Annotated in this window: 20 protein-coding genes; 6 read left to right on the top strand and 14 right to left on the bottom strand. The window is 60.9% G+C overall.

What is annotated here, in order from left to right:
- Positions 1–49 precede the first annotated feature (49 nt).
- Positions 50–1,066, bottom strand: a complete 1,017-nt coding sequence (locus JL39_RS25635; RefSeq protein WP_037157437.1) for a zinc-binding alcohol dehydrogenase family protein — start codon at positions 1,064–1,066, stop codon at positions 50–52.
- Between the two features lie 118 nt (positions 1,067–1,184).
- Here JL39_RS25635 and JL39_RS25630 point away from each other — a divergent pair, with 118 nt between their 5' ends.
- The gene (locus JL39_RS25630; protein ID WP_037157434.1) at positions 1,185–1,580 is read left to right on the top strand and encodes a helix-turn-helix domain-containing protein; all 396 of its coding nucleotides are present in this window, start codon (positions 1,185–1,187) and stop codon (positions 1,578–1,580) included.
- Between the two features lie 2 nt (positions 1,581–1,582).
- Here JL39_RS25630 and JL39_RS25625 read toward each other — a convergent pair whose 3' ends face one another.
- Positions 1,583–2,824, bottom strand: a complete 1,242-nt coding sequence (locus tag JL39_RS25625) for an MFS transporter (protein WP_037157431.1) — start codon at positions 2,822–2,824, stop codon at positions 1,583–1,585.
- Positions 2,825–3,079: 255 nt separating this feature from the next.
- Between JL39_RS25625 and JL39_RS25620 the strand changes: the two genes are divergently transcribed.
- The gene (locus JL39_RS25620; protein WP_037157428.1) at positions 3,080–4,018 is read left to right on the top strand and encodes a diacylglycerol kinase family protein; all 939 of its coding nucleotides are present in this window, start codon (positions 3,080–3,082) and stop codon (positions 4,016–4,018) included.
- Positions 4,019–4,021: 3 nt separating this feature from the next.
- Here the strand turns inward: JL39_RS25620 and JL39_RS30645 are convergent, their stop codons facing one another.
- Positions 4,022–6,241: a mechanosensitive ion channel family protein gene (locus tag JL39_RS30645; protein ID WP_052183117.1), complete on the bottom strand. Its 2,220-nt coding sequence runs from the start codon at positions 6,239–6,241 to the stop codon at positions 4,022–4,024.
- Between the two features lie 233 nt (positions 6,242–6,474).
- Between JL39_RS30645 and JL39_RS31835 the strand changes: the two genes are divergently transcribed.
- Positions 6,475–6,993: a hypothetical protein gene (locus JL39_RS31835; RefSeq protein WP_152601276.1), complete on the top strand. Its 519-nt coding sequence runs from the start codon at positions 6,475–6,477 to the stop codon at positions 6,991–6,993.
- A 4-nt stretch (positions 6,994–6,997) separates the two neighbouring features.
- On the opposite strand, the gene JL39_RS25605 is transcribed toward JL39_RS31835, so the two are convergent.
- Complete coding sequence (locus JL39_RS25605; protein WP_037157425.1) at positions 6,998–8,332, bottom strand: glutamine synthetase family protein; 1,335 nt, start codon at positions 8,330–8,332, stop codon at positions 6,998–7,000.
- 83 nt (positions 8,333–8,415) lie between these two features.
- Here JL39_RS25605 and JL39_RS25600 point away from each other — a divergent pair, with 83 nt between their 5' ends.
- Positions 8,416–9,783, top strand: a complete 1,368-nt coding sequence (locus JL39_RS25600; RefSeq protein ID WP_037157422.1) for an aspartate aminotransferase family protein — start codon at positions 8,416–8,418, stop codon at positions 9,781–9,783.
- A 3-nt stretch (positions 9,784–9,786) separates the two neighbouring features.
- Here the strand turns inward: JL39_RS25600 and JL39_RS25595 are convergent, their stop codons facing one another.
- The 3 genes from JL39_RS25595 to JL39_RS25585 are packed head-to-tail and all read right to left on the bottom strand — an operon-like array spanning position 9,787 to position 13,849.
- Entirely contained in the window at positions 9,787–11,310 is a 1,524-nt protein-coding gene (locus JL39_RS25595; RefSeq protein ID WP_052183115.1) for a glycosyltransferase family 39 protein, read from the bottom strand.
- Positions 11,311–12,855, bottom strand: a complete 1,545-nt coding sequence (locus JL39_RS25590) for a glycosyltransferase family 39 protein (RefSeq protein ID WP_052183114.1) — start codon at positions 12,853–12,855, stop codon at positions 11,311–11,313.
- Positions 12,830–13,849: a glycosyltransferase family 2 protein gene (locus JL39_RS25585; protein WP_037157419.1), complete on the bottom strand. Its 1,020-nt coding sequence runs from the start codon at positions 13,847–13,849 to the stop codon at positions 12,830–12,832. The genes JL39_RS25590 and JL39_RS25585 overlap by 26 nt, the downstream gene beginning before the upstream one ends.
- Before the next feature lie 87 nt (positions 13,850–13,936).
- Between JL39_RS25585 and JL39_RS25580 the strand changes: the two genes are divergently transcribed.
- Entirely contained in the window at positions 13,937–14,899 is a 963-nt protein-coding gene (locus tag JL39_RS25580; protein WP_037157416.1) for a lysylphosphatidylglycerol synthase transmembrane domain-containing protein, read from the top strand.
- Here the strand turns inward: JL39_RS25580 and JL39_RS25575 are convergent, their stop codons facing one another.
- From JL39_RS25575 to JL39_RS25550, 7 genes are all read right to left on the bottom strand, one after another.
- Positions 14,900–15,289, bottom strand: coding sequence for a PIN domain nuclease (locus tag JL39_RS25575; protein WP_037157414.1), 390 nt, complete (start codon positions 15,287–15,289; stop codon positions 14,900–14,902).
- Positions 15,286–15,516 carry a type II toxin-antitoxin system VapB family antitoxin gene (locus JL39_RS25570; RefSeq protein ID WP_037159635.1) on the bottom strand — a complete coding sequence of 77 codons (231 nt, stop codon included), beginning with the start codon at positions 15,514–15,516 and terminating at the stop codon, positions 15,286–15,288. The genes JL39_RS25575 and JL39_RS25570 overlap by 4 nt, the downstream gene beginning before the upstream one ends.
- A 59-nt stretch (positions 15,517–15,575) precedes the next feature.
- Complete coding sequence (gene amn, locus JL39_RS25565) at positions 15,576–17,078, bottom strand: AMP nucleosidase (RefSeq protein WP_037157410.1); 1,503 nt, start codon at positions 17,076–17,078, stop codon at positions 15,576–15,578.
- An 88-nt stretch (positions 17,079–17,166) separates the two neighbouring features.
- A complete protein-coding gene (locus JL39_RS32020) occupies positions 17,167–17,337 on the bottom strand; it encodes a hypothetical protein (RefSeq protein WP_161784803.1) in 171 nt (56 codons plus the stop codon).
- A gap of 319 nt (positions 17,338–17,656) precedes the next feature.
- Positions 17,657–17,947: a hypothetical protein gene (locus JL39_RS25560; RefSeq protein WP_037157408.1), complete on the bottom strand. Its 291-nt coding sequence runs from the start codon at positions 17,945–17,947 to the stop codon at positions 17,657–17,659.
- A 479-nt stretch (positions 17,948–18,426) separates the two neighbouring features.
- On the bottom strand, positions 18,427–18,708 hold the full coding sequence (locus tag JL39_RS25555) for a hypothetical protein (protein ID WP_037157406.1): 282 nt from the start codon (positions 18,706–18,708) through the stop codon (positions 18,427–18,429).
- A gap of 84 nt (positions 18,709–18,792) precedes the next feature.
- Positions 18,793–19,059 carry a hypothetical protein gene (locus tag JL39_RS25550; protein ID WP_081953037.1) on the bottom strand — a complete coding sequence of 89 codons (267 nt, stop codon included), beginning with the start codon at positions 19,057–19,059 and terminating at the stop codon, positions 18,793–18,795.
- Between the two features lie 313 nt (positions 19,060–19,372).
- Here JL39_RS25550 and JL39_RS32315 point away from each other — a divergent pair.
- The coding region (locus JL39_RS32315) for a hypothetical protein (RefSeq protein WP_210165754.1) at positions 19,373–19,607 on the top strand (235 nt) is incomplete at its 3' end.

The following is a 19,607-nucleotide window of genomic DNA, read 5'->3' as shown; positions in this document are numbered from 1 at the left end:
CCTGCCGGGCAAGAGTCCGCCGTTTCAGCCACGGCGGGCTTCTGCGCGATCAGAAGCCGGAGAGCACGAGCTTGCCCCTGGTGCGGTTGCTCTCGATCATCGCATGGGCCTTTTTGAGATTGGCGGCGCTGATCGTGCCGAGTACCTCGGAAAGCGTGGTGCGGATCTTCTTCGCATCCACCAGTTCGGCGACATGGTTCAAAAGCTTGTGCTGCTCGATCATGTCCGCTGTCTGCCAGACGGGCCGGGCAAACATCATCTCCCAGTGGATGGAGAGCGCCTTACTCTTGAAGGGGCGCAGGTCCATCGGCTCCTTTGGGTCGTCGATCAGTGAGAACCGGCCCTGCGGCGCGATCAGCTCGATAATGTCCTTGATGTGCTGGTCGGTATGGGTGGTCGAGAAGACGAAGGCGGGCGCGCCGATCGCCATCTCGGCAAGCTGCGTCGCCATGGGTTTCGAATGGTCGAGCACGTGATGGGCGCCGAGTTCCCTGATCCACTGCTGGGTCTGGGGCCGTGAGCCGGTGCCGATCACGATAACGTCGGAAAGCTCGCGCAGGAGCTGGATGGCGATCGAACCCACCCCGCCGGCGCCGCCGATGATGAGAACCGCATTCCACGCGCCTGCCACCTTGTCCTCGACCTTCATGCGATGAAAGAGCGCCTCATAGGCGGTGATTGCCGTCAGCGGCAGCGCAGCGGCTTCCTCGAAGCCCAGCGTATTCGGCTTGAAACCGACAATCCGCTCGTCGACCAGATGGAACTCCGCATTGGTGCCCGGGCGGTTGATTGCGCCGGCGTAATAGACTTCGTCGCCCGGCTTGAAGAGTTTGACGTCGGGCCCGACGGTTTTGACGATGCCGGCCGCGTCGTAACCGAGAACCCGATATTGGCCGGCTTCGACAGTCGCCGAGGCGCGGACCTTGGTGTCGACGGGATTAACGGAGACCGCCTTGATCTCGACCAGCAGGTCTCGGCCCTTCGCTTCCGGCACGGGCAGCTCGATATCGAGCAGGGAAGTTTCGGCTGTAACGGGCTGGGGTGTGTTGAAGCCGACGGCGCGCATCTCAAAATCTCCTTGGTTTCGTTGCGTGGAAACTAGATGGCGCGTAAGGTTCAGGAGCGCAAGAATGCACATTTTTGGTGTATAGTGCCAAAAAGTATACCGTGAAAGGATCGTCGCCATGTCGAAACCACGTGCCAAGCTGACCGACAATTTCCCCGGCTGCCCGGTGGAATCGACGCTGAGTTTCCTCGATGGCAAATGGAAGGGTGTGATCCTCTACCACCTCTTGGAAGACGGAACGCTGCGCTTCAACGAACTGCGTCGCCGCATTCCTTCGGTCACGCAGCGCATGCTCACCAAGCAGTTGCGTGAACTGGAAGAGGCAGGGCTTGTGGAACGCACCGTGTTTCCGGTCGTGCCGCCGCGCGTGGACTACAAGCTGACGCCGCTGGGTCTCAGCCTGGAGCCGGTCATCGCCGCGTTGCGTCTATGGGGCAAGGAGCACGTCATCTGCGAGAACGGCCGGAAATACATGGTGATGCCGGAGGCGAAAACGCCGTCGAAGGCAGCCTGAGATCAGGCCGTCCCGCTCTTCTTCTCCAGTGTGACCGACGCGAAGAAGACGCCGAGGCCGAGCAGCGACAGGAATGCACCGACATAACCCGTGGCGGCGAAACCCCAGCCCCAGGCGATGACGAGGCCGCCGAGCCAGGCGCCGAGCGCATTGGCGATGTTGAAGGCCGAATGGTTGGAGGCGGCGGCGAGCGTCTGCGCATCCGCCGCGACGTCCATCAGTCGCGTCTGCAGGGCAGGGCCGGCCGCAAATCCGCAGCCGATCAGGAAAACGCAGAGGCAGAGCACGACAGGGTACTGAGCCCAGAGTCCGAAGGTGCTCATGACGATGACGTTGAACACCATCACGCCGCCGATCGTGCCTTTCAGCGACACGTCTGCAAGCCGCGAGCCCAGAATGTTGCCGACGTTCATGCCGATGCCGAAAAGCACCAGCACGATCGATACCATGGCAACCGGCATCCGGGCGGTCACGGTGGTCGTCGAGGCGATATAGCTGAAGACCGAGAACATGCCGCCGAAGCCGACGGCAGCAATGCCGAGCGTCAGCCAGACCTGCGGGCGGCCGAAGGCGCCGAGTTCCCGCTTGACGCTCGCGCCTTCCTGCACCTGGTCGCGCGGCTGGAAATACCAGAGCAGGGCGACTGTTACCGCCCCGATGCCGCCGACGAGGAAGAATGCGGTGCGCCAGTTGAGCATCTGGCCCATGAAGGTGGCGATCGGTGTGCCGACCAGCGTTGCGACCGTGAGTCCCAGCATCACGCGGCCCACGGCGCGGGCACGTTTGTGAAAGGGCACCATGGAGGCGGCGACGAGCGCGGCGACGCCGAAATAGGCGCCGTGCGGCAGGTCCGTGATGAAGCGCAGGGCCGTGAAGCTCCAGAAATCCGGCGCGATCGCGCTCAGGATATTGCCCACTGCGAACAGGCCCATCAGGCAGAGAAGCAGGGTTCGGCGGGGCATGCGCGCCGAAAGGGCAGCGATGATCGGCGCACCGACCACCACGCCGAGCGCATAGGCGCTGATGACGTAACCCGCCATGGGGATGCTGACATCGTAGGTGGCGGCCACGTCCGGCAACAGGCCCATGATCGCGAATTCGCCGGTGCCGATGCCGAAACCGCCGACCGCAAGCGCGATTTCGATCAGCGCGATCGCGAGCGGTGAAAGGGCAGGAGCGGCCTCAGAGGCGCGTGTTTCCGAACGGTCGCGTGCGGAAGCGAAAGAAGCGGCGGAGTCGGTCATGCAAATGAATCTGCTTGAAAAAAAGACGCGGGTGAGGTGTGGGAAACACCTACCCGCTCTGGAGGCGAGCGGTCATCGAAACGACCTGTGTTGAAAGTTAGCATGCTATTGTGCGTTGCGGTAGATCCTCCGCTCATATCACGGGATTGTGTGTGTGCGTCGCAGAGAGGCGGCGTGGTGTTGATAAACCTCTTGTCCGCAACCATTTCTTCGGTGATCCGTTGTTCCGCCGCCGATCCCGGCCCAGGATATGAGATGAATCTGTTTGCCGTCTTCAACCGCGATGGCGGTACCTTCCGAACCACCGATATGGACGCATACTGCGCCCATGCGCTCCGGACTTTTGAAGGAGCGGGACACGACATTGAATGCCATGTGGTCTCCGGCGACAGAGTTGTGGAGACTATGGAGAAGGCAGCGGCCACGCCGGGTATCGAGGGCCTGATCGCCGGCGGCGGCGACGGCACGATCTCCGCGGCGGCGGGCATTGCCTGGAGAAGCGGGATTGCGCTCGGGGTGGTGCCGGCGGGCACAATGAATCTCTTCGCCCGCTCGCTGAAACTGCCACTCGATATCTGGCAGGCGCTCGATGCCCTGGCCGCCGCGACGCCTGAAAATATCGATATTGCCAGCGCCAACGGAAGAAGTTTCGTGCATCAGTTCTCCGCCGGCATGCACGCGCGCATGGTGCGCTACCGCAATTCCATGACCTTTGGCTCCAGGCTGGGCAAGATGCGGGCGAGCGTGCGGGCGGCAGTCGGCGTGATGTTCAATCCGCCGGAGTTCGAAGTTGAGTTCAAGGCCGAGGGCAAGACTGGCCATCGCAAGGTTTCGGCCATCTCGGTGTCCAATAACGAATTTGGTCCCGATCCGCTGATGTATGCAGACAACCTCACCCGCGGCCATCTCGGCTTTTATATCGCCGACCCGCTGAAGCCCGCCGGTGTGGCGCGCCTCACCTTCGATATCCTGCGCGGCCGGTTCAAGGAGAACGTCGCCATCACCGCCATGACCGCGACCGAGGTGGAGTTGCATTTCCCGCGCGAGCGCCATGATATCCGCTGCGTCATCGACGGCGAGCTTCTGCCGATGGACCGCGACGTGCGCCTGAAAATCCATGCGGGCGAGCTGAAGGTGCTGGTCAATGAACCTCTGCCCCGCGGGGAGGTGGAGCAGCAAGGAAGCGGTATCTGAGGCTTATGCCGCCACGACCGGAGCCGGGGCAGGTTGCTGCGCGAGCGCGGCGGCGGCGGCTTCTGCCGGATTGGCTGCATTGGACCGGACCGTCACGGCATTCGAGGCAAATTCCAGGCCGGCCTCCTTGAAGGCGGCGATCAGCCGTTTCATGCCTTCTCTCTTGATGAGGCTCGGATTTCCGGGACGGGAGGTGAACTTGAAGCGGACGATCATGGACGTTTCGGTGATGTCCTGGACACCTTGCATCTTGAGCGGAACGAGGAATTCCGGCCCGAATTCCGGATCTTCGAGCATCGCCAGGCCCACCTTCTTCGCCACTTTCCGGATGGTCTCGGTGTTGGCTTCGCGATCGAAGCGCAGCTCGAACTTGATCGTGCCCCAGTCCCGGCTGTAATTGGTGACGGAGCTGATCTGTCCGAACGGGATTGTGTGGATAGGCCCGTTATGGTGCCGCAATCGGATGGATCGCACCGTGATCTGCTCCACGGTGCCCTTCAGCTTGCCCGTGTCTATGTATTCTCCGATACGGAAGGCGTCGTCTGCGATGAAGAAGATGCCTGATACGATATCCTTGACCAGCGCCTGCGAACCGAAGGACAGCGCCAGGCCGAGGACGCCAAAACCGGCCAGAAGCGGTGCGACATCGATTCCGAGCGAGCTGAGGATCAGGAGGGCGCCAACGGCAAGCACGGCACCGAGCGCCAGGTTGCGGACGACGGGCAGGGCCGTCGACAACCGGCTCGTCATCTTCTTCTCGCCATGATCGTCCTCCTGGCCCGGAAGCGCGATCTGCGTGGATGGGGAGATCGAATCGAAATATTTCCAGATCAGCGTGCAGACGGCCCAGCTTGCCACCACGGCAAAGCTGAAGCGCTCGAGCCAGACGATCCAGTCGGTGGCAAGGACGGCCGCCTCTCCCGCCATCAGCGGGCGCCACAACGCCGTGATCAAGTGCAGTCCGCCGATCCAGATTGCGCCGGAAACGACGACCCGGAGGCTTGCCAACAACGACGACAATAGTCCGGCGCCGTCGGCCTGCTCATGCTGACGGGTAAACTCGTCCATGATCGTATAGGCGCCCATCGCCAGGATCGGCAGGATCAGCAGGAGGACTTGCGTGGCCCCGGCCGCGAAACTCCAGCGGGCGCTGTCCGGCGTGCCCGCGACCATAAGGCCGGTGATCCATATCAGCACCGCCGTCAATGCGTAGAAGTCCGGCAGAAGATTGCCGACCAGGCGCCGGATGAAGCCCGGATTGGCGCCGATGAACGCATCGCGAATACCTTTCCGTCCGCCGATGAACCAGACGAGCTTCAATATCGCAAGCGCCGTATTGCCGATCAGGAGCCACCCTTCCATGGTGCCCGTGTTCAGCCCGAGCGAAACCGACAGGCGAATGGTCTCTGCGAAGACGGCGCCGATCAGCCCATAGGCGACGAGCATTCGGAAATGCCAGTTCGGTCCCTCGATATTGACGAGGGGATCGCTCGCCGCGGTGGGTTTGAAGAGGAAGCGGCCAAGCGTGACGTAGATGGTCGAAATCAGCACGGCCGTGACCGCGCCCCTCGCGATGCGCAGGGAAATCGAGCCGTGGTCAAGCATCGCAAGCAGGACAAATCTGGCTAATGCAAGGAAAACGGCGATGGAAAGAAGATCGGCGAGCGCCCGCAACGCCGCTCGCCGGAATTTTCCGGCAACGCTTAGCGATTCATGCCTGCGAGGCAGGATACTCGCGGCCAGGAAGCGCAACAGCATTACCGCGGCACTGCCGGCGGCAATAGCCAGCAAGGCGACGAACAGGGGCCATCCGTAATTGCTTCCCTCGGCAGCAAGGTTGCTCCGGGTCATGCCCAGCACCGTGGAAAAGCCGGAAAACCCCGAAACGGCGATCGTGAAACCCCGCACCACAGCGCTCGAAAGCGTGTCCCAGGAGGCCATGCCCATGTTCGTCGCGACCATTTCCGGCGAGGGTTCCATGGCCGGTCCGGCGGAACCGGCCTTCTGATCGTCTTCCGCATTCTCGACCTGCACGCTCACCGGACGGCCGGTCTGCGCGGCGATATCCAGGACACGCTTGATATCGGCCTCGTTCTGGCTCTGCTGAAGGATCAGCGTCAGCGGTTTCTCCTGCGCGAGGGAGCCGGATGCTCCGCACAACAGCATCGACACCGTGATCGTCACGATCCGGCAAACTCTCAAAAATGCACCTGCCTGCACCATGCGACGTCCCCTGATGCCGTCCGGGCAAAGCGCACCGGAAGGCTGACAACCCTATTTCGCCGGTCGCCGCAGAAAGATTGTGTAACCGGTTTCCCGTCAACCCCTGGGGACTATGTGCGACATAGAAATAATGACCAATATATCAGCAAGTTTGGGCTTGGAGAATGTGGATAACGCTGCCGTCTCCCGGAAGAAAACCGGATCCTCTGGGGTGGCCGCCGGCAAAGCTGTGCATGGCCGGGAACGGTGGCAAACGCCGCTCCGATGTCGGCCTCAAATTTGCGCGAATCGGCATCGGTAGTCGAAGGGATCAATCAAGGAGTAACTGCTTGTTTTTTTCGTCGTGCCGTAAAGCTCCGGCCAGAGCCGCTATTGCCGCCCTGCTCCTGTTCGGATTGCCTCCCGCTTCGTTCGCGGAGACGATGATAGACCCGGATGGGCCGTTCAGGATGGGCGAAGGCTATGCAGACCGGCCTGCGACCTGCGAGACCATAAAACACTGGATCGATCACGCGCCGCCGACCGACGACCGCATCACGCTGACGATCAGCGGCAGGCTCGTTGCGGTGGATTGGGACGGAACTTTGGCATACCTGGTGATGTGTGACGAGAAGGACGTTCAGGTCATGTGCGTCACCTACAGCAAGGAAGGGCGCAACATTGGTGATCCCGTCCTTTTCGCGGGCGGCTATGCACGATTTGGCGCGCGGCGGATCATGCTCGATCCTTGCCTGGCATCACCCGAGGACTGAGGATTCAAATCCGCGGCAGATAGGTCCGGTAGTCGAAGTCGCTGACGGTGCGCAGGAAGGTGATCGCTTCCTTGCGCTTGGTATCGCCGTAGAGCTTCTGGTAGCGCTCGCCAAAGATGTCCTTGATGAAGGGCGACGCAGAAAAATCCTCCACTGCGGTCAAGAAATCGTGCGTCAGCCTTTTTGTGCCTGCCGGCGGCTCCTTGCCGGGTTCGGTCGAAGGGCCGGGATCGAGCGTTTCGTCGAGCCCGATGAGCATGCCCCCGAGGATGGCCGTCAGAAGCAGGTAGGGATTGGCGTCGGCGCCGGCGACGCGATGCTCGATGCGGGCGGCCGGGCCATCCCTGTCGGGAATGCGGATCGCGGTTCCCCGATGCCCGAAACCCCAGTCGATATCGACCGGCGCGAACGAGCCCGGCTGGAAACGGCGGTAGGAATTGGCAAACGGCGCGAAGATCAGTTGCGCGTCGCGCATGGTGTTCAGCATCCCGGCCGAGACCGATTTCAGCCGCGCCGGATCGCCGCCCCTGGCATCCAGAACATTGTTGCCATCGCGATCGACGATGCTCGCATGCACATGCAGGCCGGAGCCCGCCTGATCCGCATAGGGTTTCGCCATGCAGGTGGACTTGAGCCCGTGCTTCATCGCCGCCTGCTCGGCGATGCGCTTCAGATAGATGCAGTCGTCGGCCGCCGCCAGCGCGTCTGCGCGATGCAGAAGATTGATCTCGAACTGGCCCGGACCGAATTCGGCAGTGGTCGCGTCCGCCGGCAGATCCTGTGCCTTCGCCCAGGTCCTGACCGTCTGCAGGTAGTCGTCCAGCGCATCGACGGCGCTCATGTCGTAGAGCTGGAAACCGTTCGGCTCGCCGCGATACATCAGCTTCTCCGGTGGCCGGGGTTTTCCCGTCTCGCGCCAGTCGTCCTGCACCACGTAGAATTCGAGCTCGGTCGCCACCACCGGCGTGAGGCCGCGCTCTTCGTAGCGTTTCAGGAGAGAGGCGAGAATGCCGCGCGGGTCCATGAAGCTCGGCTCGCCGGTGAGCTCGTGCATGGTCGAAAGCACCTGCCTGGAGCCCTCCGGCGCCCATGGCATAGGCACCAGGCTGCGCTGATCAGGAATGCAGTTGCCGTCCGGGTCGCCGATCGTCAGCGACAGGCCGGTGATATCGTCATTATCGTCGCCCCAGATGTCGAGTGACTGGGTGGAGGTCGGCAGACGCACGGCGCCGTCCCAGATCTTCTTTTCCATGGTCGCAGGGATGCGTTTGCCGCGCAGATCGCCGTTCATGCCGACGAGGAGGATTTCGATATGGGGCGGGGCGGTCTCTGCAGCCATGGGAATATCTTTTGAAGGGTGTTGCGGAGCTTCGTTCGTAGCCGATAAGAATCGGAGGCACAATCTGAGGCAGAGAGATACCCATGAACGACAGGCCTGCACTTTCCAATCTCGCCACGATCGACGCCGCTCACCATCTGCATCCGTTTTCGGACATGAAGGAACTGAACGCCAGGGGCACGCGCATCATCGAGCGGGCCGAGGGCGTCTATATCTACGACTCGAACGGCAAGAAATATCTCGATGCCTTCGCCGGGCTGTGGTGTGTCAATGTCGGCTACGGCCGCAGATCGATCGCCGATGCTGCCTATCGGCAGATGCAGGAACTGCCTTATTACAACACGTTTTTCGGCACGACGACGCCGCCCGCGACCCTGCTCGCCCAGAAGATCGCCTCGCATGCGGGCGAGAAGCTGAAGCGCGTCTTCTTCACCAATTCCGGCTCTGAAGCGACCGATACATGGTTCCGCATGGCGCGGGTCTATTGGAAAGTCTTGGGAAAGCCGGAGAAGACTGAGGTCATTGCGAGAAAGAACGGCTATCACGGCTCGACGGTGGCGGGCGCTTCGCTCGGCGGCATGAAGCTGATGCACGAGCAGGGCAACCTGCCGATCGAGGGCATCCATCATATCGGCCAGCCCTATTGGTATGCGGAAGGCGGCGATCTGTCGCCTGCCGAATTCGGCCTGAAAGTCGCCCGTGAGCTGGAAGAAAAGATCGACGAGCTCGGCGAGGACCGCGTTGCTGCCTTCGTCGCCGAGCCGATCCAGGGAGCGGGTGGCGTCATCATTCCGCCCGAGACCTATTGGCCGGAAATCGCCCGTATCTGCAAGGCGCGCAATGTCCTGTTGGTCGTCGACGAAGTGATCTGCGGCTTTGGTCGTCTCGGCGCCTGGTTCGGACACCAATACTACGGGGTCGAGCCGGATCTCGCGCCGATCGCCAAAGGTCTCTCCTCCGGTTACCTGCCGATCGGCGGCGTGCTGGTGAGCGACCGGGTCGCCGATGTCATGGTCAATGAACTCGGCGATTTCTACCATGGCTTCACCTATTCCGGTCATCCGGTTTCGGCGGCTGCCGCGCTTGAGAACATCCGCATCATCGAGGAGGAGGGGCTGGTGGAGCGCGTGCGCGACGACATTGGCCCGTATTTCGCCGAGGCCTGGAAGAGCCTCGAAGATCATGACGTGGTGGGGCAGGCCGAAAGCGTCGGGCTGATCGGCGGCTTGCAGCTTGCGGCCGACAAGGCGGTAAGACGGCGGTATGCGAAACCCGACGATATCGGTGCGACGGTCCGCAATCATTGCGTCGAGAACGGCCTCATCATGCGCGCCACCGGCGACCGCATGCTAGCCTCGCCGGCGTTGACCATCAGCCGCTTGGAGATCGACGAGGTGGTCGAAAAGCTCCGTGCCGCGCTCGATCACCTGCGCGATACGGTGAGGGAATAGATCTTATCCGGGAATATCGACCACCGCGTACGCGAACCGGTATCGGTCGTCCGGTCGCCCGTTATTGTAGGGAAGGGCGGTGATCCTGGCTTGCGGCACCGTGCCGGCGAGGCCACGTTCCTGCAGATATTGCGCGAAGCCCGCGGGAAAGCCGGATGGCATGCTGCCGTCGGAATTGCGCCAGACGAACAGGATGCGCCGGTGGGGCGGCATCGGCAGCGAGCGGATATCGGTCGGGGTGGAGAGCGTCGTGACCGGCGTGGAGGGGAAATTGAACCGCATGTTTCCGGCAAACTGCCCGTCGGACGCGACGATCAGGGTCGGAGCGGTGTCCGTAAGCGGCCGGATTTCCTCCGAAAACGCCTGAAAGGGATAATTGGAATATTGATAGGTGCCGGTGATCGGAGCCACGGCAGCCCGGCCGAAGAGGATTGATGGGATGAGGGCCATGATAACCAAAGCCACTCCCCATATCCGCCTGACGCCGGGTTGCAGGCCGATCGCCGCGGCATCGATCTTCACCACGAAATAAAGCGGTAGCACGATCAGAATCGGTGTGAGCCAGCGGTCCTTTACTCTTTCGACACCGGCAAACAGGATGAGCAGGACGATCAACGCGAGCGAGAAAAGCAGGATTCGGCCGACAAGCCGTGTGCTGTCGTTTCGAGCCCGGATCACCTCGCGCAGCCGCTCGCGATAGGCCGCTGCGAAGATGACCGTCGTCAGTGCGCCGAAACCGAGCGAGGCAAGCGCAAGCGAACCGAAGCCCTCCAACATCGCAACGATGGGATTGGTGTCGTCGCCCACAAGCTTGCGCATCGTGTGGCCGCTGGTCGCCTCGAAATGATCGACGAGCCACAACGCATGCGGCAAGACGATCAGCAATGCCACGGCGCCGGCAAGCAGGACCCGCCAGTCGAGAAGGCGCGAACGCCATTGCCGATCGCTGAGGATCGCCGCGAAGGCCGCAATCGGCAATACGATGAAATTGTATTTGGCGATCCCGCCGATGCCCGTGGCGATGCCGAGCAGGATGAAGGAGGCGATCGAGGGCCGGTTGAGCGCCCGGAAGAAGCAGTAGAGGAACAGTGAGGCGGCGAAGATGGTCGCGACCGTGTGGCTGAGGTCGCGTTGTGCCTCGAACGCCACTTGCGGAATGGTGAGCAAGCCGAGGGCCGCGACGGCGGCAAGCTGCCTGTCGCGCAGGACCTGCCGCGCCGCCAGCCAATAGAACCCGTAGGAGGCAAACAGCAGGAGGTTCTTGAGCAGCGACAGCGTGACCAGCGAAAGGCCGAAGACTTGCACGACCGCATATTGCAGCCAGTTGTAGAGGGGCGGTTGGGAACTGTATCCCGCCAGCAGCCATTGAGAAAAATAGGACTGTTCGGCCTCGTCCAACTCCAGAGAATGCGGCAGCGCCATCCGCACGATAAAGTTCAACAGGAAATAGCCGGCGAGCACGATCAGCAGGGCGCGGCTACCGGGAACTGCATCGTCTCTTACCGTCTCCGCATGGTCTGGTCCCACTTAGTCTCTCCGGAATGAAGTTGAATCAAGCGATGCTCCGCCCACCCAGGCATAGCCGAAAAGCACGCTGTCCCGGCCGTTGGAAAACAGATAGGGGACTGCCAGCGTTGCAGGTGAGAGATTTTCCGGCACGCCTCCCTGTCCGGCGATATAGGCCTTGAGATAGGCGGGAATTTCACCACTGCCTTGGACCGCGCGCCAGATGACAAGCCCCGGCAGAATTTTCTCGGCCTCGTCCAGAGGCGGCGTCTGTTCGAAACTCGGCAGCAATACGCGCGCATCCGGCAGTTCCAGCCGCGCGCTGGCGGCGAGGGAGGAATCATCGGCGATCACATAGGCAGGCTTCGTGCCGGGCTGTTCCGTCAGAACCTCCCGGATGAACGGACCCGACGGAAAATTCTCCTTGGTATATTGGCCGAAGCGTGGCCCTATCATGTTGCCGAGCGAGATATAGGCGATGAATCCCAGCGCCAGGGCCGCAACGGGAAGAAACATCCGCGGAATCGCGTCGGTCGTGTCCGCGCCGGCTGCATCGAGTTTCAGGCAGAGATAAAGCGGCAAGAGAAGCAGGAAGGGCGAGAGCCACTTTTCGCTGATCGTCGTCGCGCCGAGGCCAAGGCCGATGAGCCCCACTGAGATCAGCGAAAGGAAGATCGTCCGGCCGATGACGCGGGTCCATGGGCTTGTCGCCCGCCATGTCGAGAGCAGCGGGCGGCGGAAGGCGATGAGGAAAAAGGCCAGGATCGGCAGCGTGCCGCCCAGGACCGAGATGACCAGCGTTCCGAGGCCGGTGAGGCGATCAGTGACGGCATTCCCGGTGGCGTCGTCCCGCATGACCTTGATCGTACCTGCCGTCGCCTCGGTGAAATTGCCGAGCACCCAGAGCCCGTGCGGCAGACATATGAGGGCTGCAACGATAAGCGCCGGAATAAGACGCCAGTCGAAGACGCGCTTGCGCAAATCGGGTTCGGGTAAGGTCGCCAGGATCGCCGCGACGGGCACGATGACGAAATTATACTTGGCAATGAGGCCGATGCCGACCGCCGCGCCGGTGAGCAGATAGTTGCCGAGGCTCGGGCGTGTCAGGGTGCGAAGAAAGGCGTAAAGGAACAGCGCGACGGCAAAGAGCGTTGCTACGGCGTGGGTCAGGTCCCGCTGGGCGAGGATGCTGACCGCCGGCAGGGCGATCACCCCGAGCATCGCAATCGCCGTGAGCCGCTGGTCCTTCAGCACCAGCCGGGCCGCGAACCCGTAGAGAACGCAGCAGAAGAAGAGGAGCAGGTTCTTGACCAGCGAGATCGCAAAGATGGACGGACCGATAAGCTGGATGACGCCGTATTGCAGCCAGTTGTAGAGGGGAGGCTGTCGCCCGTAACCCATCAGGAAGAATTGCGACTGGTAGAGCTGTTCCGCTTCGTCGCTTTCAAGCGCCTCGGAACGCAGCACCCGAAAGCCGATCGCGAGCACGTAATAGGCCGCGATCAGCCAGAGGATAAGGTCGGGACGGCGGGCAAGCGCGTCACTGATGCGCTTGATCGCCCTCATAGACTTCCCTGATGATGTAGCTGACCGCCGTGTCTTCGCGGTAGTAGGTACGGGCGATCATCTCGGCGAGGATGCCGGTGGTGATCATCTGTACCGCCGATAGGAACAGCATCACGCCGATCATGAACAGCGGTCGCGTGCCGATATCATTGCCCATGATGAACTTGTCGATGAACAGATAGGCGAGGATGATGCCCGACAGCGCGCCTAGGCCGAGGCCGACCGAGCCGAAGAAATGTCCCGGCCGCGCCTTGAAGCGCATGAAGAACATCACCGAGAGCAGGTCGAGGATCACCCGGAACGTGCGGGAAATGCCATATTTCGAGGCGCCGTGCTGGCGCGCATGGTGGGTCACCGGCATTTCGCCAATCCGCGAACTCGGCACGACGCCAGCCACCCAGGCGGGGATGAACCGGTGCATTTCGCCCATCAGCTTGACCTGCTTGATGACGGAGCCGCGATAGATCTTCAGGCTGCAGCCATAGTCGTGCAGGCGTACGCCGGTAATGCGGCCGATCAGCCGGTTTGCAATCCAGGAGGGGATTTTTCGCAGGAGAAGCCCGTCCTGGCGGTTCTTGCGCCAGCCGACGAGCAGGTCGAGTTCGCGCCGCTCCAGTTCGGCCACCATCCCCGGAATATCCTTGGGATCGTTCTGCAGGTCGCCGTCGAGCGTGGCGATCAGCCGGCCCTGTGCCTGGTTGATGCCCGCCTGCATGGCTGCCGTCTGGCCGAAATTGCGCTGCAGGGCCACGATCTTCAGGTCGAGGCCGGGGCGGTTCAATGCGCTCTTCGCATTGGCGATCGTCGCATCCGTGCTGCCGTCGTCGACGAGAATGAGCTCCCAGCTTGCGGGATAACTGGTCATTGCCGCTGCGATCCGCTCGATCAGCGGTCCGACGCTTTCCTCTTCGTTGAAGAGCGGCACGACGAGGGACAGTTCGATCGGTTCGGCCGCCTCGATGCGGCTTGTGACCGACTCTGCTGTTGTACGCACCTTGTGTTTCTCCTAGAACCTCGGGCTTGACGCGGCATGCTGTCAGGCTGCCGGAACCCGGAACTTTTACATGGGGCACCCTACTATATGAAGAATTATCCGGTTGCCAGTCGCCGAGCATGGATAATTCGCCACGCCATGACGCTAGGAACCGTTGCGATCATCGTTGTCTATGCCGCGTTCATCCAGTGGGTCTGGGGCTGGCAGGGCGTCGTGTCGCTCTGGAACGGCGCCGGCTGGACTTCCGCCCTCATCGCTCTGGCCTTGCTTTTATGCACCTATGTGCTGCGCACCTGGCGCATCTACGACTATTTCCCGAAGGAGACCGGCGGGCATTTCGGCACGCTTCTAAGGCTCGTGCAGGTCCACAACCTTTTAAATGTCATGCTGCCGTTCCGCACCGGCGAGGCAAGCTTTCCGCTGTTGATGAAGCGGGAGTTCGGCCTGCCGCTGGCGCGCGGCACCTCGGCGCTCTTCGTCATGCGCCTTTTTGACCTGCATGCGCTCTTGGCCGCCGCGGGCACCGGGTTCGCTCTTGAGACCGGCAAGGCTTGGACCTGGGGGCTCTGGCTCTTGTTTCTGATCCTGCCGGCTGCGGCTTTTGCGATCCGCAAGCCGGTTTTCCGATTGGCCGCGAAATTTCTGCCGAGCAGGGCAGAGAAACTGGTTGAAGAGGTGGAAGCCGGCCTGCCGTTCGATGCCTGGGCTTTTGCCCGTGCCTGGGGCGCGACGCTGATCAACTGGTTTACGAAGATCGCTGTGCTGGCCTGGGTGCTGGGCCTTCTGGGTGATTTGCCCATCGCCGCCGGCTTCGGCGGTGCGCTCGGCGGCGAGCTTTCCTCCGTGCTGCCGGTGCATGCGCCGGCAGGCGTCGGCACCTATCCGGCCGGCATCACGGCCGGCGCGCTCGCCTTCGGCGCCGATGCCGGCAGGGAGGCTCTGGAAGAGCTCGGCCGGGCCGCGGTCAATACCCACCTTCTGGTGATCGTCTCCTCGCTCGTCGGCACGGCGCTGTCGCTGTTTGCGGCGAGACCCAAGAAAACTGGGTGATCAGGCGATCTGCAGACCTAGATGCTCTGCCATCGGCAGGAAGTCCTTGTCCGCATGCAAAAGGCTATGGCCATGCTCAATGCAGTAAGTGCCGATGATGAGGTCGGCCGTCTTGCTCAAGGTTTTCCCACGGGCTCTGAGCAGTCGGTAGTTTCTTGCCGCCTTCACGGCAAGATCCGGTGAAAATATTGTAATGACGCCAAATTTCTCCAGGCGTTTTCGAACATTGGCGGCATGTTGATCGTTTTGTGTACCTTGCAGCACTTCCATCAGGATAATGTCGCCCAGAAGGATCACGTTCATATCCGACAATGCGTCGAATTTTTCCGTCTGTGCTGTTGCAATGTTGCGGAGCCTGGCTATCCAAACCGAGCTATCGACAACGATCATTCTGCAGCATCTTTATGACCATCCGTGTCGGGACTCCAGCCCCGACGCATAGCGTCGAGATCGCCTTCCCATCCCATCCCGCGTAGTTCCTCCCACGCTTTCTTGCGGCTATGGTGGCTGACAAAGTCCTGCAACGCCTTTTCGACAACAGCTTTCTTCGTCGGCAAGCCGCTCAATTCCATAGCCTCTGCGATCAAGGCGTCATCGATTTCGATATTGGTGCGCATAGCCATCTCATGTGTATGAATTTCAAAAATCATACACCAAGGCGTCCTCGCTTACAACATCACTGAAACGCCGTTTCGTAGAAGCTTCTCAGCTTGCGTGAATGCAGCCTCTCGATCGGCATGGCGGCGAGCTTTTGTACCGCGCGTATGCCGATCTGCAGATGCTGGCTGACCTGGGTTCGGTAGAAGGCCGTCGCCATGCCGGGCAGTTTCAGTTCACCATGCAGCGGCCGGTCGGAGACGCATAGTAGCGTCCCATAAGGCACGCGGAAGCGGAAACCGTTCGCGGCGATCGTTGCCGATTCCATGTCGAGCGCGATGGCACGCGATTGTGAAAGCCGCTTCACCGGGCCGCGCTGGTCGCGCAGTTCCCAGTTGCGGTTGTCGATCGTTGCGACCGTGCCGGTCCGCATGATGCGCTTCAGCTCGAAACCCTTGTAGCCGGTCACTTCCTCGACCGCGCTTTCCAGCGCCTGCTGCACCTCGGCCAGCGCCGGGATCGGCACCCAGACCGGCAGGTCGTCGTCGAGCACGTGGTCTTCGCGTACGTATGCGTGTGCGAGCACGTAGTCGCCGAGCCGCTGACTGTTGCGCAAGCCGGCGCAATGGCCGACCATCAGCCAGGCATGCGGTCGAAGGACAGCGATATGGTCGGTGATCGTCTTGGCATTCGAGGGGCCGACACCGATATTGACGAGCGTGATCCCGGCATGCCCTTTCTTCTTCAGGTGATAGGCTGGCATCTGCGGCAGGCGTACGACTACGTCCGTTTCCGGCTTGTGGCTGCCGGCGGGCGTGATGATGTTGCCCGGTTCGACGAAGGCCGTGTAGCCCTCACCCCCGTCCGCCATCAGCTTGCGCGCCCAGGCGGCGAACTCGTCGATGTAGAACTGATAGTTCGTGAAGAGAACGAAGTTCTGGAAATGGTCGGCATTGGTTGCCGTGTAGTGGCTCAGCCGTGCGAGTGAATAGTCGATGCGTTGCGCTGTAAAGGGCGCAAGCGGCGCCGGTTCTCCCGGCAGAGCCTCGTATTCGCCATTGGCGATCAGGTCGTCGGTGTTGGTGAGGTCCGGCGTGTCGAAGATGTCGCGCAGCGAGATGTCGGCGAGCGAACTGGTTGCCGATGCCTCCACATGGGCGTTTTCGCCGAAGGCGAAATGCAGCGGGATAGGTGTCGCCGATTCCGAAACGATGACCGGAACGCTATGGTTGCGCATCAGGAGGTCCAGCTGTTCCTTGAGATAATGCCGGAAGAGCTTCGGACGCGTGATGGTGGTCGTGTAGATCCCGGGCGCGGCCACATGCCCATAAGAGAGGCGGGAGTCCGCGTGCCCGAAGGAGGTCGTCTCGATTCTGACCTGGGGATAGAAGGCGCGGTAGCGTCCGGTCACCGGCGCGCCCCTGGCGAGCGCATCGAATGCATCGATCAGGAAGCGCGTATTGCGCTCATAGAGCTCGGTGAGCGCATCGACCGCCGCGACGGCATTGTCGAAAACGCGCGGTTCGGCCGGGCTCGGGCTGATGAAGGAAAGGGGGGAGATGGAAAAGATTCGTGTGTTCATGCGCCATTATAGTGGGAACTCGTTGACAATCAAACGACGTCACGCGCTCGCCGATGGTTGATCGCATGATCTTCTTCGCGGTTTACCGTCAGAGCGCCTTGACGCAGTTCTGCGTTGCGGAGTGATAGCACGGGGCCGTCGTGCCCAGATGCACGCGCAGGTCCCTGCGCCCCGGCTCCGCGACAAGCGCGGCAAAGGACAATGCGAAAATCGTCATGATCAGCGTCACGATGGTCAAGCGGCGTGCAAGAACGAACATGGCCTACTCCCGATCCAATGCAGGCAGGATAATGGCGGGAGACTGAACGCGTCCTGAGAGACCGGTTCATCAGGAATTCAGCATCGTTAACGGACCGAAGGCGTGGCGCATGAAGGATTGCCACGCATGTCGTGCCAATCGGCGAGGAAGCGCACGACCCTTGTTGCGGACAGGAGGCCTGGAGGACGCATTGCTGTCGGCGGGAGCGGCAGGACCGCGACCCATAATGATAAAGCCGGTCTCAAACCGGCTTTATCATTATGGGAACTCCGCGCAAAGGCTGCGACCTGCGCGGAGCTCGGTATCTTGAATCAAATGCTTAGTCCTGCGGACGGATAACGCCGTTGTAAAAATCGCCGCTATCCTGGGAATTATCTATGTCCGTATCCGCACCTTCGTTGCTTACCCAGGGGCGGACGGGCTGAATGCTGCCGGTAGGCATTCTGTCAACGGAGGTATCGTCAAGGTTCGGGGCGTCGCCCTGGGGCGGAGCCGTCATCATATAATCCTGGCTATAGTCTTGGCCATAGTCCTGGGCACCGGCAGGACCGACGAAAGCTGCTGAAGCGACGAGGGCAGCTACAATACCGGAGGTCAGATAGGTCTTCATTTCCTGTCCTTTCCATGGTCCCATCATATTGCGAAGCGATATCGGCATCGCCTCGTACGAAGGTACAAATCGATGGAGAGGGAGATCGTTCCAACAAACCGACACGGAAAGGCTGCAGATTTCCGGTGCGATGACCCGGAAAACGTGAGTATTTTCCACGGAAAACCGCCCGGAAATCACGGTTTGCGGATTTATTCGTGATTGATTCGCTGGAGGGCTTCACCTAATCTTGAAGTCGACAACCGGTTTCAGAGTCCGGCTGTCACTTTACCGGAAGACGATTGCGACCCGTTTTCCGATCGGTGTCTTGAATGAACTGCAAATGCCAGCCGCTCTGTGGCTGGCATTTGCGTATGTATGACAGGCCAAACCGCCATCCGGGGCAGGGGCAGGGGGAACGTCCCCGGATGGCGGCGGCACAGGGGCCTTCGCAGAAGTCAGGTTTCACTCACGTTTCAAACCCTGACTGTCGGAAGGCCTTATTCCGGGCGAACGATGCCCGGATAGTAGTCGCCCCTCTCAGGAGGGGCCTGGAGGTCGCCGGTGCTCTGGCGGGAATCGATGCCGGTCGAATAGGTTCGGCTGTTCGTAATGCTGCCGGTGCTGAAGCGGTCGACCCGGGAAGGAGCGGTTGAAGGAGCGGCCCTGGTGCCATTACGGTCAAGGCCCTCATAATAGTCCCCCTCGCCGGCGAGAGCGACGCTTGCAAAGGAAGCCGATGCGATGAGAACGGCTGCGAACGCAGAAGCGATCTTCGTCATTGTCTTATCCTTTCAGAGTTGTCCGCCGGCGTTGAGTTTGCGACCTTGCCGGCGGCATTGTTCGATGTCTTGAATGAACTGCAGTCAGTTCGGGCGGTTGATGCCCTCGTAATAGTCGCCCCGATCCGGGCTTGCCTCTGCCAACACCCAGCCGCCCTGCTGGTCGACGCCATAGGCGCGGGAGATCGAACCGGGATAACCGTAACCGTCGGACTGTATCTGGTGGGCCGACTGGACCGTTTGATCGGGCCAAACGCCTTCATGGTAGTCGCCATTGCCAGCAAAAGCAGCACCGGCAAACGAAGCCGAAGCGATCAGAGTAGCTGCAATGGTGGAAGCAATGATCTTCATTGTCATGTCCTTTCAGCGTCATAAAATTCAAATGAGAGTTTTGTTGTTTGCACCCATGATATCGGACCGATCGGTTCGATCTGAAAGCCCCCCATTTTGGCGACTGCTGTCAATGAAACATTGACGATAAAAATCCGATTCTTCTTATACGCGTTAAAAGTGCTAAGTGCGCTAATTTTTGCGCAGACGCCCTGCATAAACCGATTAGGTTACATTCTGGAAAGGTAATATTGTCTGGAAAAACAAAATGATAAAAAGGATGGTAAGGAATTGCGCCTTAGGCGTGTAGACCTTAGCGAAATATGGCTTTTTTATGTCTTTTGTACGGCGGTATCATTGCGCCGGTGCTATTCAAGGTTTTCACAAAACTGTGATGTTCCGGATTGGTGGAGTTCGTGGACTTTCAACCGATGCCGTTTTTGCGGCCACGGTGCCCTTTACCGATGCACCGGCAAAAAAATCGGGCAAAGTCTGGAGTTCTGGAACGGGGAATGGCCGCGCCGGCAGTGGTGCGGCCATTCCAATTCCTCTCAGGGAGTGGCGGAGGG

It is taken from the genome of Rhizobium sp. YS-1r (assembly GCF_000757525.1).
Taxonomy (GTDB): Bacteria; Pseudomonadota; Alphaproteobacteria; order Rhizobiales; family Rhizobiaceae; genus Neorhizobium; species Neorhizobium petrolearium.
The sequence above is the reverse complement of the archived record's forward strand: the minus strand, read 5'-3'. Positions and strand labels throughout refer to the sequence as shown.

Coding starts and splice junctions, on each gene's coding strand:
- JL39_RS25635 (WP_037157437.1), bottom strand. CDS start 1,066: ATGCGCGCCGTCGGCTTCAACACACCCCAGCCCGTTACAGCCGAAACT.
- JL39_RS25630 (WP_037157434.1), top strand. CDS start 1,185: ATGTCGAAACCACGTGCCAAGCTGACCGACAATTTCCCCGGCTGCCCG.
- JL39_RS25625 (WP_037157431.1), bottom strand. CDS start 2,824: ATGACCGACTCCGCCGCTTCTTTCGCTTCCGCACGCGACCGTTCGGAA.
- JL39_RS25620 (WP_037157428.1), top strand. CDS start 3,080: ATGAATCTGTTTGCCGTCTTCAACCGCGATGGCGGTACCTTCCGAACC.
- JL39_RS30645 (WP_052183117.1), bottom strand. CDS start 6,241: ATGGTGCAGGCAGGTGCATTTTTGAGAGTTTGCCGGATCGTGACGATC.
- JL39_RS31835 (WP_152601276.1), top strand. CDS start 6,475: ATGGCCGGGAACGGTGGCAAACGCCGCTCCGATGTCGGCCTCAAATTT.
- JL39_RS25605 (WP_037157425.1), bottom strand. CDS start 8,332: ATGGCTGCAGAGACCGCCCCGCCCCATATCGAAATCCTCCTCGTCGGC.
- JL39_RS25600 (WP_037157422.1), top strand. CDS start 8,416: ATGAACGACAGGCCTGCACTTTCCAATCTCGCCACGATCGACGCCGCT.
- JL39_RS25590 (WP_052183114.1), bottom strand. CDS start 12,855: ATGAGGGCGATCAAGCGCATCAGTGACGCGCTTGCCCGCCGTCCCGAC.
- JL39_RS25580 (WP_037157416.1), top strand. CDS start 13,937: ATGAAGAATTATCCGGTTGCCAGTCGCCGAGCATGGATAATTCGCCAC.
- JL39_RS25575 (WP_037157414.1), bottom strand. CDS start 15,289: ATGATCGTTGTCGATAGCTCGGTTTGGATAGCCAGGCTCCGCAACATT.
- JL39_RS25570 (WP_037159635.1), bottom strand. CDS start 15,516: ATGCGCACCAATATCGAAATCGATGACGCCTTGATCGCAGAGGCTATG.
- amn (WP_037157410.1), bottom strand. CDS start 17,078: ATGAACACACGAATCTTTTCCATCTCCCCCCTTTCCTTCATCAGCCCG.
- JL39_RS32020 (WP_161784803.1), bottom strand. CDS start 17,337: ATGTTCGTTCTTGCACGCCGCTTGACCATCGTGACGCTGATCATGACG.
- JL39_RS25560 (WP_037157408.1), bottom strand. CDS start 17,947: ATGAAGACCTATCTGACCTCCGGTATTGTAGCTGCCCTCGTCGCTTCA.
- JL39_RS25555 (WP_037157406.1), bottom strand. CDS start 18,708: ATGACGAAGATCGCTTCTGCGTTCGCAGCCGTTCTCATCGCATCGGCT.
- JL39_RS25550 (WP_081953037.1), bottom strand. CDS start 19,059: ATGAAGATCATTGCTTCCACCATTGCAGCTACTCTGATCGCTTCGGCT.